Origin of the sequence: Acetobacter tropicalis (genome assembly GCF_001580915.1) — a bacterium.
GTDB classification, from domain to species: Bacteria; Pseudomonadota; Alphaproteobacteria; order Acetobacterales; family Acetobacteraceae; genus Acetobacter; species Acetobacter tropicalis.
This window is the reverse complement of the sequence record NZ_LHZQ01000158.1, coordinates 1-14,349: the sequence shown is the minus strand read 5'-3', so window position 1 is coordinate 14,349 and position 14,349 is coordinate 1. Positions and strand designations below refer to the sequence as shown.

Genomic DNA, 14,349 nt, shown 5'->3' with positions numbered 1-14,349 from the left:
CAAATAAAACAGATCGCTCACGCCGTGGTGACAGACCTGCACACCACACCAATCCCGCGCAGCGGGTTCGTTCTTCCCCCCATTGCAGTCAAATAAAGCTATTTTTGCAGCATCATTTCCGCCATCCCGTCCAGCCGTGTCTTATGGCGTTCCCAGTCCGGCATCACGCGCTCTAGGAGTGACCAGAAGGCAGGTCCATGATTGTGCTCCTTCAGATGACACAGTTCATGCAGGATGACGTAATCAATGCAGTCACGCGGAGCTTTGACCAGATGCGGGTTTAGCGTGATGGTCCCACCCGGTGAGCAGTTGCCCCACTGGGTCTGCATCACCTGAAGCTTCAGGGCAGGGGGCGTTGTCACCCACAGCGTTGTGGGGAGAAGGGCTGACAGGCGGTGACGAAACACCTCCTGCGCCCTCGCGAAATACCAGAGTTCCAGTAGCTTCTGAATCCGTAAGGTATTGCGTTCCTGCACGGAGACCTCCAGCCGTCCGCGCAACATCCGCACGGTTTCCGGCGCGTCAGGCTGGTGATGCACTTTCAGCAGATGGCGCCGTCCCAGATAGAAATGACTTTCCCCACTGACATACATGCGTGGCGTGGCATGTTCCTGCACCGCCCGGAAGTCCCGCAGTTTCTGCCAGATCCAGCGGGTCTTCGGGCGTAACGCCTTGTCCAGATCTGCATCGGATGTGCCATCAGGGATGACAGCCTGCACAGTCAGATCAGGATGCACCTTGATGCGCAATGTCGTGCCGGGGTGAGCACGGGGCAGTAGTTCCACCCGGATCTGCTCACCCCCATAGGTCAGAATGCGGTGGTTCTTGTCGCCCATGCTCAGCTGCGCACTGTATCAGCAGGCCCGGCCCGCATGATCTGGATGACCTGCTCGATGATCTCCTGCGCCTTGTCCACGCCAAAGCCCGCTTTCTGGCCCGTGCTGAACAGCAGCGGCAGCAGTTCTTTCTTGACCGCTTTTTCCATATCCGGTCGGCTGAGGGAGTTCTCCCGCACGGCCTTGTCCACAACTGTGTCAATCTGGAACGCCAGATCAATCCAGCGCTGGTTCTCCTCGTCCGTCTGCTTATGGTTGAAGATGGCCGCGAGCGTTTTCAGGAATACGCCATAATAGGCCTGTGCATGGCGGTGCCCGTCAAAAACAGACGGAATGTTTTCCAGCTTGCGGTTGGCTACCTGCTCCTCAAACTCCTGAAACAGCATGAACTGCTTGAGCGGATGGTCGAACAGGCTTTCCGCTTCCGCGATGACCTTGCGCAGCAGGGCCGAGAACGCTTCCTTCGCATACGGGTCATCCTGCATCTCATGGTCGATCATTTTCGTCACACGGGTGCGGATCAGATCCGTCTCGTTGCGGGTTTTCTCCTCGCTCCAGGTCTCCGGCTGGTTGTCTTCGGGCTTCTGACCCATTTTGCCCACGGCATAGAGCCCCTGGGAGTCATGGACTTTCACCCCCGCCACATGCCGGTCCAGCAGCTTCTTCACCTGCTCGGCATACTGGTCAAAGTCGACTGTTTCCCCCGTATCCTGCATGATCATCTGGCGCAGACTGGTCAGTTGCTTCAGCGTCTCCTTGTAGGTGGCGCGGTCTTTTTCCGTGAAGCTGGTGTCTTCAAAGAACGCCACGGATTGCAACGCCACCTTCAGGCAGGCGGCAAACTTCGTCAGCGCCTCATAGAAGTCATCCCGGCGCTTGAGGTTCACGTCCACCATCTGGCCGTGTTCCTCCACCATGCGGGGCATGAGCACGGCACGAAGCTGCTGGAGGTCGCTTCTGTTCTTCACGCCGTCAAAAATGGCCCAGAGGGCTTTGTGCAGGGCGGGGAGTTCCCGGTATTCCGTACTCATCTGGCTATACAGCCCGGCAATATCCTTCGGGTCATACCCGCCGACATTTTCGGCGGCCAGTTCGTCATAGCGGGCCAGTGTGGTGTCCAGTTCCGCCAGAATGCCGCGATAATCAATCAGCAACCCGTGCTTCTTCTGGTCATGCAGCCGGTTTACGCGGGCAATGGCCTGCAACAGGTTGTGCTGCTTCAGCGGCTTGTCGATATACAGCACCGCGTTCTTCGGTTCATCAAAGCCGGTCAGCAGCTTGTCGACCACGATAATCAGCTTCAGATCCGGGTCTTTCTCGAAGCGCTCAATGACGCCGCGTGTGTAGTCATCTTCGCTCTGGCTACCGACATTTTCCTTCCACCAGTCCTGAATCTCGGGCTGTTTGCGCTCATCCACTTCCGTATGGCCCTCACGCGTATCGGGCGGGCTCATGACGATGGCGCTCTCGAACAGACCGACCTCATCCAGATACTGCTTGTAACGGATGGCGGAGAGCTTGCTGTCACAGGCCAGCATGCCCTTGAGGTCTTTATCAATATTGTTGTCAAAATGCGTGGCCAGATCCATGGCGATCAGCCGGATGCGGTCATCGGCCTTATACACCTGATTGGCGCGGGCAAAGCGCTTCTTGAGGTCCGTGACCTGCTCTTCGGTCAGCCCCTGCGTGATGCGTTCGAACCAGGCATCAATGGCGCGGTCATTCACATCCAGATCGGGTTTGCGTTCCTCATAGAGCAGGGGCGTGACGGTCCCGTCCGAGACGGCCTGCTGCATGGTGTAGGAGTGGATGATCCTGCCGAACCGGTTGGTGGTTTCACTGCCTTTGAGTAGCGGTGTGCCGGTAAAGGCGATGAAGGCCGCATTGGGTAGGGCGTGCTTCATGCGGGCATGGTTTTCACCGCCCTGACTGCGATGCCCTTCATCCACCAGCACAATGATGTCCGCGCTGTCATTATGGCATTCGGGCAGAGCGGTGGCGGTGTGGAACTTGTTGATGAGCGAGAAGATGATCCGTTCCTGCCCATGCCCGATCTGCTGCGCCAGACGGCGGCCAGAGGTCGCCAGCGCGTCTTCCTTGTCCTTCTTGTCTGCCAGCTCGCCGCCGGTGGAGAAGGTGGTGCTGAGTTGGCGTTCCAGATCCTTGCGGTCTGTGACCACCAGAATACGGCATTGCTTGAGGTCGTCATCCAGAATGAGGGCGCGGCTGAGGAACACCATGGTGAAGGACTTGCCGGACCCCGTGGTGTGCCAGACCACGCCGCCTTCACGCCCGCCATCGCTGCGGCGGGACTTGATGCGTTCCAGCAGGCGTTTGATGCCGAAAACCTGCTGATAGCGCGCGACGATCTTGCCTGCCTTGCGGTCGACCAGCGTGAAGAACCGCGCCATGTCCAACAGGCGCTCAGGCGAGAGTAGGCCGATCAGCAGCCGGTCCTGATCCGTGACATGCAGCGGGCGGGAAGCCCAGTCCTCGAACCATATCCGGGCTGGGGGTTTTCGATCGACAAACAGCACATCTTTCTGTGCACCCGAAAGCGGTGTATTCTTGAGCGCCTCCATCCGGCTTTCGGGAATGTCCTCTTCCTTCCAACTGGCCCAGAACTTTTTGGGGGTGCCACAGGTGCCGTAGCGTCCGTCATGCCCGGTGATGGACAGCAGAAGCTGGCTGTAGGCAAAGAGTTGGGGGATTTCATCCTTGCTCTGGTTGCGCAGGGTTTGGGAAATTCCGGCGTCCACGGTCGGGCCTTTGCCCGGCTGACCATCGGGGCGCTTGGCCTCGATGACGGCCAGAGGAATCCCGTTGACGAAGCAGACGATGTCCGGCCTGCGGGTCTGCGTCAGATCCGTACGCAGAACGCTGTATTCTTCGGTGAAGGTAAAGCTGTTATTTTCCGGGTTCTGCCAGTCGATGAGGGCGATGGTCGGGTTGGCCTTGCGGCCGTTAATGAACTCGGTAATGGCAATGCCGAACAGCAGATGCGTGGTCATCTTGTCATTGGCATCGCGCAGGCCGGAGACGAAATCCGGATGCGTGACGTGGGAGATCAGCGCATCAATGGCCTGATCGGACAGACTGTGTTCCTGTCCTTCAAACGTAAAGCGCCGCTTTTTCAGTTCCGCCCGCAGGAGAGAGTCCAGCACCACGGCGTCCTGTTTGCCGCCCCGCAACGCCAGCGCCTCGGATGGGGGCAGAAACCGCCAGCCAAGGGTGCTGAGCAGGGCCAGTGCCGGAAGCTTGGCGCTGTATTCTTCCTGAAATTTGGGAGCGGGAGCCATGTTTTCAAATATCCTGTTTCTGAAATACCTTAATCGACCTTCACGCGGCGCTTGCCCGTGAGAAGCTGCTGCATCAGGGCTTTCTTCTCCTGACGCAGGCGCGAGAGGTCGGATTCAATCGCCGTGATTTCTTCGTCCGCTGTGTTCAGAACAGCGGCGATGGCTTTTTGTTCGGGAAGAGGAGGTAAATGGAAAATTTGTTCTTTCAATTCCTTCATATGCCGTGAGTAACCAAGGTTTGGGAGATCGACATTCTGAAGTAGATAATAACCGAATTTGTTAAGTGCGCGCGCCCGGGTTCTTAAAACCTGAGTTCCATCTGCTCCTGGTGAAAATGGGAAATCGACCCATTTAATCACTCTGGTATGGTCTCCAAAGATGATGACAGGAACATTTTCATAAAAAGTATTAGTATCTGTATATCCTGAGATGAAGCTCTTACCTTGATCTACAATAGGAATGCTCCCTTCTTCTTTGTATTCAGAAGCAGGGGTCTGTGTGTCTTTTTGATTGTCGACATCAAAAATCATTTTAAAGGATTGGCGCTTCCACTCCCCCGTGAACCCCGGCAGGCGTTTTTTGCCTGTGAGGAGTTGCTGCATGAGGGCTTTTTTCTGCTGCTGGCTGTTGGCCAGAAGCTTTTCAGTTCCCTCAATCGCACGATCCCACGTCGAGAGGATCGCCGCGATCTTCTTCTGTTCGGGGAGAGGGGGGAGTTTTATAGGAAAGCCAAGAAAAGAATTGGTATCAATACTTTCGACAGTTGTTCCCTCTTTTGCGCATGTATTTAGAATTTCATTGTTGAAGCACAGTATGTAATTATAGACGTATTCTGGGGAAAATTGTTTATTATATGGTAAGACTTTGAGATCCTGATTAACTGTTACAGGTGCTTCTGCGATAGCAACAGGAAGTTTTTTTCGCAATATACCGCTTCGAGTAACAATCATGACTGATCCAGAAGGATATAGTCGTGTTACCGAATTTTTTATAGCTTCTGGCGTAATATGGTCTTCGGTATCGCAGATTTTTCCAGAAGTCATATCTTTGGGAGAAACCCAAGGAATTGTCCCTCCCATCCAAAAAGAATCATTTGCTTTGGACGGGGTGCCACCACCTGTCCATTTGCCAATTGATCCAAAATCACCAAGTTTCCACCCCTCAGGAAGCATAACCGAGTTCCTTCAGATAAGCGTTCATCTGGGCTTCCAGCTTGGCCAGTTCCGCCTTGATCTCCGCCCGCTCGGCCCGCACAGCGTTCAGGTCGATCTCCTCTTCTTCCTCAAACGTATCGACATAACGCGGAATGTTCAGGTTGTAGTCGTTCTCCCTGATCTCGTCCGGTGTGGCGAGATGGGCGTATTTGTCCACGTCCTTGCGGGCGCGGTAGGTGTCCACAATCTTCGTGATGTTCTCTTCGGTCAGCACGTTCTGGTTCTTGCCAGCCTTGAACTCGCGGCTGGCATCAATGAACAGCACGTCCTTCGTCTTGCGGTCCTTGCGGAAGATCAGGATGGCGGCCGGAATCCCCGTGCCGAAGAACAGCTTTTCCGGCAGGCCGATTACCGCATCCAGCAGGTTTTCCTCAATCAGCTTCTGACGGATCCTGCCTTCCGAACTGCCCCGGAACAGCACGCCATGCGGCACCACCACGCCCATGCGGCCCGTGCGCTCTTTCAGGGTGTTGATCATGTGCAGGATAAAGGCGTAATCGCCCTTGGTCTTGGGCGGCACACCGCGGGCAAAGCGGTGATGCACGTCCTGCTCCGCCTCATCATGCCCCCATTTATCAAGGCTGAAGGGCGGGTTGGCTGTCACCACGTCAAAGCGCATCAGATGGTTCTTCTCATCCAGCAGCTTAGGATTGCGGATGGTGTCGCCCCATTCAATGCGATGATTGTCCTCGCCATGCAGGAACATGTTCATCTTGGCAAACGACCATGTGGAGCCGATGGCCTCCTGCCCATACAGGGCGTAGTCCTTGCTGCCCTTGTGGTTCTGCGTCACTTGCCGCCCGCATTTCATGAGCAGGGACGCCGAGCCGCAGGCCGGATCACAGATGGTCTCACCCGGCTGAGGGCTTAAAATACGGGCCAGCAGTTCACTGACTTCCGGTGGCGTATAGAACTCGCCAGCTTTCTGGCCACCGCTGGCGGCAAAGTTCTTGATCAGGAATTCATAGCCATTGCCGATCACGTCCAGATTGCCAACGCGCGAAGGGCGCAGGTTCAGGTCCGGCTTGTGGAAATCTTCCAGCAGATGGCGCAGAATGGTGTTCTTCTGCTTCTCATCGCCCAGCTTGTCGGAGTTGAAGCTGATGTCCTGGAAGACGCTCTTGCCTGCGTCCTTCAGCTTGGTGCCGTTGGCTTCCTCAATGGCGTGCAGGGCTTTGTCGATCCGCTCACCATTGCCAGGGGCGTTACGGTCTTTGTAGAGGGTATAGAAGTCCGCACTCTTGGGCAGAACAAAGCGTTCCTGCGCCATCATGGCTTCGATCAGGGTGGGGTTGTCGCCATAGCCTTTCTTGTAGCCGTCATAATGGTCCTGCCAGACATCGGAGATGTATTTCAGGAACAGCATGGTCAGCAGGTAATCGCGATAGGTATCGGGGCTGACGGTGCCACGGAAGGTATCGCAGGCGCTCCACAGCGCCTTGTTGATGGTGTCCTGTGAAATCTGCTCGGTCACGAACTCAAATCCTGTTTCAAAACGTAAGGGGAGTGTCAGCCCGCCAGAAGGTCTCTGGCAAGCCCGGTCATGATCTGTTGATTGGTCTGGCGCAGGCGGTGAAGTAACTCTTCTTCGCGCTGCATGGTGTTTGCCAGCCCGACAATCTGTTCCTGTCGATGCAGCGGAGGCAGCACAACGGGCGTGGCCTCCAGCACTGGCCGGGCGATGTTCCGCACAAGAGTGGAACTCTGGGCGTTCTGCTCCAGGTGGCGTTGTGCAGGTTCTTGATTGAGCCACCACGCCAGATAGGCTGGCAGCACATCCGAGCGCGACACACGCAGCAAAAAGAAGTGCGGTGCGGCGACAGCCTGAAGGCTGCCGATACTCTCATTAACCAGAACGGCCTGAGACACATTACCACGGGCAGGGAAGAGAATATTGCCCGGATGCAGCCAGTCCGGCTCACGACGTCCGGCCATTTCGGTGCGCACGCAGGACGCCCAGTCCACACCAGAAGGTGAGGTGTCCCGCATCTGCACGACAGCTGTTTCCACTCCTTCGGTCGGGTCAATCCGTCCTCTGAACGGATGGCCTGCCGAGATGCTGGCCACTGCCACCAGACCCATTTTCTGTGCGCCATTTGGTTTCATGTGATTTTGGTAGGCGATTGGGAGGACACCGTCAACAGGTTTTTGCCATTAGCTTTCGTGCAGAGAAACGCTCCCGAAAATTTTGTCTTTATGGGGTAATGACGCGTCATGACGGTGTCACCTGGGTGTCATTTCTATCGCACCTTTGGTGCTCCCTGAGAGGCCGGAATGACGGCGTCATGACGCCACCTTAAATGGTGTCATGGAGCCAGTGACACTGGCTGGAGCTGTCATTGCGACTGTCATGACGGTGTCATGACAGGTGTCACGCAAAGCGTCATTGATGTCATGACACATGGGAAATGGCAGAAAACAGCCATTTTTCCTTTTCCCGGCGTGTTCCAGCTTTTGCGTGTGTGAAGGCACGCTACCTCAATTTCATATGCATGCTGCGCAAGCATATGAAATCGCTACGTTTTTTTTGTTCTATCGCGGCATTTTTGCGACGCAAAAATCAAAGCCGCTCTTTTTCTCCGCCTCCAGTGCTCTTGCACCTGCGGTGCGCCCTGATGACGGGGTGTGAAGGTGTCATTTTTTTGGGTGGGCGTTGTGAGGCGCATGACCCCAAATTCCCCAGAGGATTTTGTTCCCTACATCGTGGGGGAGTGAGGATTGGGTTGGGGCGTCTCGTTCCTTCATGCTTTGAACGAGAGAAAACAATGTCTGATCGTACTACGATTTCGTCCGCCACCGAGGTGGACCTCATGCAAATTGTCGCCCTGCACAGGCTGCTTGATTTTGCTGTTAGTGAGGCTCTTGCCGGTAACGTGGATGACAGTGTCCTGGAAGGCGTGGTCATCCTGACACGCATGGTTGGCCACAAGGTCAGGCTGGTTGCCAACAGGGTGCTGGGGAGTGATGCCTCTTCCCGCGATGACTGAAGCCAATGCTGCGAATGAGCAGTAAGCCGCTACAGCTTAACTTTCCCTTTTCATAATACACGCATGTTCTCAGAATGCTCGCTGAGTAATGGGGAACGTGCGTTCACCTGACGGACACTTCAAATGACACCCGCTTTACCGAACAATGATCGTTTTAATAATGCTCTTCCAGCCTGGATGTTTACTGGTTTTTTCCGCCCGAACGACATTGAGCGTTACGCGCAGCTTTCTCATGATCTGCTGGTGACGCCGACGCCGCAGATGCTGGAGTTCTGTGATGGAGGCCACGAACTGGTTGCCCGATATAACCGCGACAAGGCCTTATGGCGCACCTTTCGTCAGCGTGTGACAGCGTATCATCGGGATCTCCCTGCTTGGCAGGAGCAGGTTCGCGTCAATAACTACCGGATCGGCTCCATTGTGGAACTGGCTGTTTATCGGCGCTTGCTGCAAGAACAGGAAAGCGGCCTCACGATTATGGTTCAGCCACCCATTCGGGAGTTGGGAAACAGAGGATTTGCCGACTTCGGTCTTTATTTCAAAGGGCATCCTACAGTGTACATTGAGGTTGCCGGGACCGTAACGAGTGCCGGGCAGTCGGTCTCTGAAAATGCTGAGAAATTCCGTATTGGCATTGAGGAGCGTCTGATGCGTTACATGGGAGTCGCACCTGTAGAGGTGATCCATATCGATGAGGTCTGCAATGTGTCCGCGCAGACAGAGCGGGTGCGTCAGGCTATTGAGCGGGCAAAATATGCATAACTCATTCCTGTTTAAGAATGAATTACCGAAGGAAAAATAGAGACATTAGCGGATAGCGTTTATCCGGTGACACGGGTCAGTCCATGACGGCTGGCCCGTCTCTTCAGAGGTTCGGAGTTTGCTCTAAATTTCGATTCTTGGAAGGGGTGTTCCATAGCATCCAATAGTCGCGAAAAAACGCGCAATATGCTGAAAATAAAGATAAAAAATATTAAGAATTTTCGATCACTTTTTCGTGGCATATGAAATTGAGGTAGCGTGCCTTTCGGAGGCTACTAAAGTCCGGTGTGCAATAGTGGCGTCATGCGCTCCAGACAGGGGAAAGCCAATGACTCACACTAAAGTGGCAGAGCACACTGCCGCGAATGACAATCTGACGCCGGAAGGTGCCGAAAAAGCTGTGCAGAAAGCAGTTTTTACAGTTGCCAGTCTTATCGGTCGCAGAATGGCACGGGAGCACTTCGCGACGCTGTCCGCCGCCAATGACAACGGGCCCAGTAATGCAAAGGACCAAGCCAAAAAGGTTCGGATAGAAGGAGATTGCACATGAGCCGAGTTGCGGTGTACGCTAGATATTCCTCAGATAACCAGAGTGAAAGCTCGATTGAGGACCAGTTCCGCCTTTGTCGTGAGCACGCGGCGCGGGAGCGATGGCAGATCGGCGGCATGTATCAGGATGCTGCCATTTCAGGGGCGAGCACGATCCTGCGGCCCGGCATTCAGGCGTTACTTCGTGATGCGCAGACCGGGAAATTCGATGTGGTATTGGCCGAGGCGCTGGACCGCATTTCACGCGATCAGGCTGATGTCGCGACCCTGTTCAAACACTTGCGTTTTGCAGGCGTCGCCATCGTCACGCTGGCCGAAGGGGAAATCTCGGAACTGCATGTCGGCCTGAAAGGCACGATGAACGCGCTGTTTCTCAAAGACCTTGCCATGAAAACCCATCGCGGGCTTCGGGGCCGGGTGGAGAAGGGGAAGGCTGGTGGCGGGCTCTGCTACGGATATCGCGTGGTGAAGAAGCAAGACGCCAATGGCGAGGCGATCCGGGGGGATCGTGAGATCATCCCCGAGGAAGCTGAGGTAATCCGCCGCATCTTCCGTGCCTTCGCCGCCGGGCAAAGCCCCCGATCGATCGCTGTGGCGTTGAACAATGAGGGTATCCCCGGCCCGCTGGGCCGCGCTTGGGGTGATACGTCGATCCGGGGCCATGTCTCGCGCGGAACTGGGGTCATAAACAACAAGTTATACGCGGGCGTGCTGGTGTGGAACCGCCAACGCTTCATCAAAGACCCGAACACGGGCAAGCGGGTGTCCCGCCCCAATCCAGAAAGCCAGTGGGTCAAGACCGAAGTTCCGCATCTCAAAATCGTGGATGATGACCTGTGGCAGGCGGTGCGACTGCGACAGAAGGCCATAGAGGAGAAAGTCGGCCCTTGCCCGACGAACACGCTGGAAGGCCGCGCCCGGCGGCTGCATCGGGCGAACCGACCTGTCTCTCTTCTTTCCGGCCTTCTGTCCTGCGGCTGCTGTGGTGGTAGGGTGGGCCTGATCGTCAACAGCCGGTTCGGCTGTCTGAACCACCATCGCCGGGGCACCTGCGCGAATAACCGCACCATCCCGCGCCAACGGATCGAAGAGCGGGTTCTGGTGGGACTGAAAGACCGGCTGGTATCGTCTGACAGCGTAGCCGAGGCGGTGCGGGCATTCGCGGAGGAAGTGAATCGGCTCAACCACGAACGGCGCGGACAGGCCGTCGCGGACCGCAAGGCGTTGGAAAAGATTGAGCGTGGCATCCAAGGCATCGTCGCCGCCATTGAGGAGGGGATGTATCAGCCCTCCATGAAGGCGCGGATGGATGACCTGGAACGCCAGAAGGCGGACATCATGGAGCGTCTGGCGCAAGCACCTGCCGATATTCCCGATATGCATCCCCACATCGCCACCCACTACCGGCGCAACGTAGAGCGGTTCACCGAGGCGCTGGACGACCCCGATGGGGGCAGGGAGGCCGCAGAGGCCATTCGCTCGCTGATTGGTGGGATCGTGCTCAACCCCGGCGAGAAGCGGGGCGAGGTTCATATCTCTCTACGCGGCGAGTTGATGGGTATCCTTGATCTTGCCCATGCCGACGCAAACCAGAGGGAACCTCGTTTTATGACGGCGGCGGTCGCAGGCCCCCGCAACCAATGAACCCTGCACCATGAACCTACTAAGAACGCCAGCGTCCGGGTGATGCGTGGCGTTCTTTTTGTTTGTCGCAAAGACCAGCATCGCAGCTAGATCACCCTCAAGGAAAATCCCAAGCGCACCATTCTCCGGAATGAGGCGGATCCGGGTGATCAGAGAGCGAATGGCTTCCTTAGCCTGCGTCCCGGTGGCTTCGTTCTGCAGGCTGCCGTGGAGGACGCCGATCTTCTGGCGATACAACTCCGCCATATTCGGATGAAGGAGTGGAGGTGGGCAAGGGGCCTCGGCCAGCCGTGCTTCGATCTCGGCCTTGCGCGCTTCAAGTTGCTCCATGCGTGTCTTGAGAGCAGAACTGGCAAAGCCATCCAGGATCGCCTGAACGGCCTTGTCCAATTCGCGCTCGATTTTGGGAAGTTCGGATTTCAGGGTAGCCAGATCGGCCCCTTTTTCCATCCGCAGCCGGTTGACCTCACGGGTAAACTCGTCACAGAATTCTTTGAAGAGGGCAGGATCCATCATCTGGGTCCTCAGACCGTTGAGCACGGATTTCTCCAGGATATCTCGCCGGATTGTCAGGCGGTTCTCGCAGGTGCCCTTGTTGCGCGCCGTAGAGCAGCCAAGATGGTTTTTGGAGATCATCGAGAAACCGCCGCCACAGCAACCGCATTTGCTCAGACCGGTCAGGAGATAGGTCGGACGCTGCAGGGCGTTGAGCGGATGAGTTCCAGTGCCGCGGGATTTCTGGGACCACGTCGTCTTGCTTTGACGGGCTTTGACTGCCTCCCAGAGATCCTGCTCAATAATCCGCAGTTCAGGCACGTTCTCAATGACCCACTTGGATTCAGGGTTCAGGCGTGAAACACGTTTCTTGGTAACAGGATCCTTGAGATAGCGCAGGCGGTTCCAGACCAGGCGACCGATATAAAGCTCGTTATTGAGAATGCCCGTGCCCCGCTCCCGATTGCCATTGAGGGTTGATGGCCCCCAGGCTCCTGAAAGAGGCCCGCGAAGACCTTCTGCGTTCAGGGTAAGAGCAATGGCTTTGGGAGATTTACCGTCGGCATACTGCTGAAAGATCCGGCGGACGATCTGGGCCTGCTCGTTATTGATGGCGCGTTCGCCGCAAATGCGTTCACCCTCTGCATCGCGGAGCTTGAGAACATCGTAGCCATAACACAGCCCGCCCCCTGATTTACCGTCCTTAATACGGCCGTAGAGGCCGCGATGGGTGTTTTTTGAAAGTTTATCAATGAACTCCGCGTTCATTGTGCCGGTCAGGCCAATATGCAGAGCAGTGATCCTGCCCTCACTGAGCGTCTCGATTTGCACGTCCGCAAATTTCATGCGCTTGTAAAAACCCGCCACGTCTTCCTGATCACGGGACAGGCGGTCCAGACCTTCTGCCAGCACAATGTCAAACTGTCCGGCCCGGGCCTGTGCCATCAGGTCCTGAATGCCGGGGCGGAGCAGGGTTGTACCGGAGATCGCCCGGTCACTGTAGCAGGCAACGATCTGCCAGCCGTTTTTTTCTGCGTGTGCGCGGCAGATCCGGAACTGGTCCTCGATGGAGGCATCCCGCTGGTTGTCCGAGGAATAACGGGCGTAAAGCGCAACTCTCATGTCGGTTCGATCCTGTCAGTTCTCTGGCGCGTCCTCGTTCAGAGGATGCCGTGATCTTTGCTCTGCGTACCAGTCTCTGGCTGCCTGCCGGGCCAGAAGTCGAACCAGCGACCTGAGGGTGTGTACGGACTGAGGTGTTGAACACACCTGCTGGGACGACGGAATAGGGGTGACGGGGTCGACCATCGCGCTGTGCCTCCGGAATTGCAAGCACGATCCTCGCGATAAAAAAGAGGTCTGAAACGTTCCCTTTGAAGGGGACTCTCCAAATGACGCTTAATGGCAAGAGAGTGTGCCGGACTGATGGTCATGATTTGCGGGGCTTTGATTCAGGACTTTCCTGTCTGGCCATTTCCTGGACAAGACTTTTGGGCAGGGACGGCAGTGGCAGGAAAAAGGGCGACCCTGACGCTCTGTCAGGTTCAAGAAACGAAGGGGGTGTGGTGCACTGCTCATAAAAAGCACGGCGCGTCTGATAGATCTGGCCTGTTATGCCACTCCTGATCCGTATGAACGGAGTGGTCTGGGCCAGCCATGAGTCTGGATCGAATTCCGGGGCGGAGAGTGCAGTCGCCTCGGGATAGTCAGAGGACTGGAAGCGGGGACTATTGCTCTGCAGAAGCTTCTGTTCCAGCCCCCATCTCTGGAACCACAGGGCATAGGCAAGTGTTGCGACTGTCAGTTCCCGGTCACGATCATCGTCCATGAAACTGCGACGGGGTCGCAATGGTCGGATATCGCAAGTGCCGGCCCTACGTCGGTCCTCAGCATTATGAGAAGGGAGATAGTGGGTGCACCAGATGACATCCATGGCTGCCAGAAGGGGAATAACGCCTGCGAACTGTTTTTTGAGTGCAAAAAACCGCTTGCGTTTATGGCCTAAATTACGGGACCGCTTTCCGGGGGGAGGTGGGGGATGATAGCCGGTCGGGAAAGGATCATGGGGCTCGACCAGCAGGATGTCCGCACCGTTCAGAGCATCAAGGGTCTGTCTGCAGCGTTGCCAGGACAATGGAATGTCCGGATGGTGAAAATATGCACGGGCCGCGATGTGTAAAGGTCGTCCGATAAACACCCTGGCTTCGTGAAGGATCCTGTGACGCATCCTGTCGTAGGTTTCGAATGAATAAGGGGGAGCAAGTGTGGGATCCGGTTCTGAAAAAAAATCTGAATATTCTTTGTTTTTATAAAGGGTTTTGTAGATAGTTTGGAGGGTATCAAGCTGCTCGGAAAGGCTATTGCGGCTAATCTGGCTCAGTTCATCGTCCTGTTGAGACATGAATAAAGACCGGAAACTTTGTCCATCAGGAGGGCCGGCTGCGAGGGTTTCCCGCAGATCCTGCTCAAGCAGGATCTGCGCCACCCGAAGACAGGCGGTCGGGGAGGAATGGTGTTGGGATGATTGACGCGGATTTCTCACACTTGAGGCAATTTCGGGTCA

11 protein-coding genes are annotated in these 14,349 nt (G+C 55.9%); 4 read left to right on the top strand and 7 right to left on the bottom strand.

From position 1 onward, the window contains the following. Positions 1–98 precede the first annotated feature (98 nt). Genes AD944_RS02700 through AD944_RS02680 form a run of 5 tightly spaced genes read right to left on the bottom strand, consistent with a single transcriptional unit; the run spans position 99 to position 7,455 of the window. The gene (locus AD944_RS02700) at positions 99–836 is read right to left on the bottom strand and encodes a M48 family metallopeptidase (RefSeq protein ID WP_045542125.1); all 738 of its coding nucleotides are present in this window, start codon (positions 834–836) and stop codon (positions 99–101) included. Positions 837–838: 2 nt separating this feature from the next. Next, the gene (locus AD944_RS02695; protein WP_061474741.1) at positions 839–4,135 is read right to left on the bottom strand and encodes a type I restriction endonuclease subunit R; all 3,297 of its coding nucleotides are present in this window, start codon (positions 4,133–4,135) and stop codon (positions 839–841) included. Between the two features lie 29 nt (positions 4,136–4,164). After that, positions 4,165–5,307 (bottom strand): restriction endonuclease subunit S, encoded by a 1,143-nt coding sequence (locus AD944_RS17220; RefSeq protein ID WP_061474739.1) that lies wholly within the window; start codon positions 5,305–5,307, stop codon positions 4,165–4,167. Next, the gene (locus tag AD944_RS02685) at positions 5,297–6,823 is read right to left on the bottom strand and encodes a type I restriction-modification system subunit M (RefSeq protein ID WP_061474737.1); all 1,527 of its coding nucleotides are present in this window, start codon (positions 6,821–6,823) and stop codon (positions 5,297–5,299) included. Before AD944_RS02685 ends, AD944_RS17220 begins: the two co-directional genes overlap by 11 nt. 35 nt (positions 6,824–6,858) lie before the next feature. Then, positions 6,859–7,455, bottom strand: a complete 597-nt coding sequence (locus tag AD944_RS02680; RefSeq protein ID WP_045542133.1) for a restriction endonuclease subunit S domain-containing protein — start codon at positions 7,453–7,455, stop codon at positions 6,859–6,861. 659 nt (positions 7,456–8,114) lie between these two features. Between AD944_RS02680 and AD944_RS02675 the strand changes: the two genes are divergently transcribed. The 4 genes from AD944_RS02675 (at position 8,115) to AD944_RS16220 (ending at position 11,291) form a co-directional block, all read left to right on the top strand. Further along, entirely contained in the window at positions 8,115–8,336 is a 222-nt protein-coding gene (locus AD944_RS02675; protein ID WP_045542134.1) for a hypothetical protein, read from the top strand. A 123-nt stretch (positions 8,337–8,459) separates the two neighbouring features. Beyond that, on the top strand, positions 8,460–9,098 hold the full coding sequence (locus AD944_RS02670; protein ID WP_045542135.1) for a hypothetical protein: 639 nt from the start codon (positions 8,460–8,462) through the stop codon (positions 9,096–9,098). Between the two features lie 328 nt (positions 9,099–9,426). Then, the gene (locus AD944_RS02665) at positions 9,427–9,648 is read left to right on the top strand and encodes a hypothetical protein (RefSeq protein WP_045542136.1); all 222 of its coding nucleotides are present in this window, start codon (positions 9,427–9,429) and stop codon (positions 9,646–9,648) included. Next, a complete protein-coding gene (locus AD944_RS16220; RefSeq protein WP_045542137.1) occupies positions 9,645–11,291 on the top strand; it encodes a recombinase family protein in 1,647 nt (548 codons plus the stop codon). Before AD944_RS02665 ends, AD944_RS16220 begins: the two co-directional genes overlap by 4 nt. Here the strand turns inward: AD944_RS16220 and AD944_RS02650 are convergent. Beyond that, complete coding sequence (locus AD944_RS02650; RefSeq protein WP_045542138.1) at positions 11,187–12,908, bottom strand: recombinase family protein; 1,722 nt, start codon at positions 12,906–12,908, stop codon at positions 11,187–11,189. The two genes, AD944_RS16220 and AD944_RS02650, sit on opposite strands and share 105 nt — an antisense overlap. A 307-nt stretch (positions 12,909–13,215) precedes the next feature. Then, entirely contained in the window at positions 13,216–13,920 is a 705-nt protein-coding gene (locus tag AD944_RS02645; RefSeq protein WP_145912814.1) for a hypothetical protein, read from the bottom strand. Between the last annotated feature and the right edge of the window lie 429 nt (positions 13,921–14,349).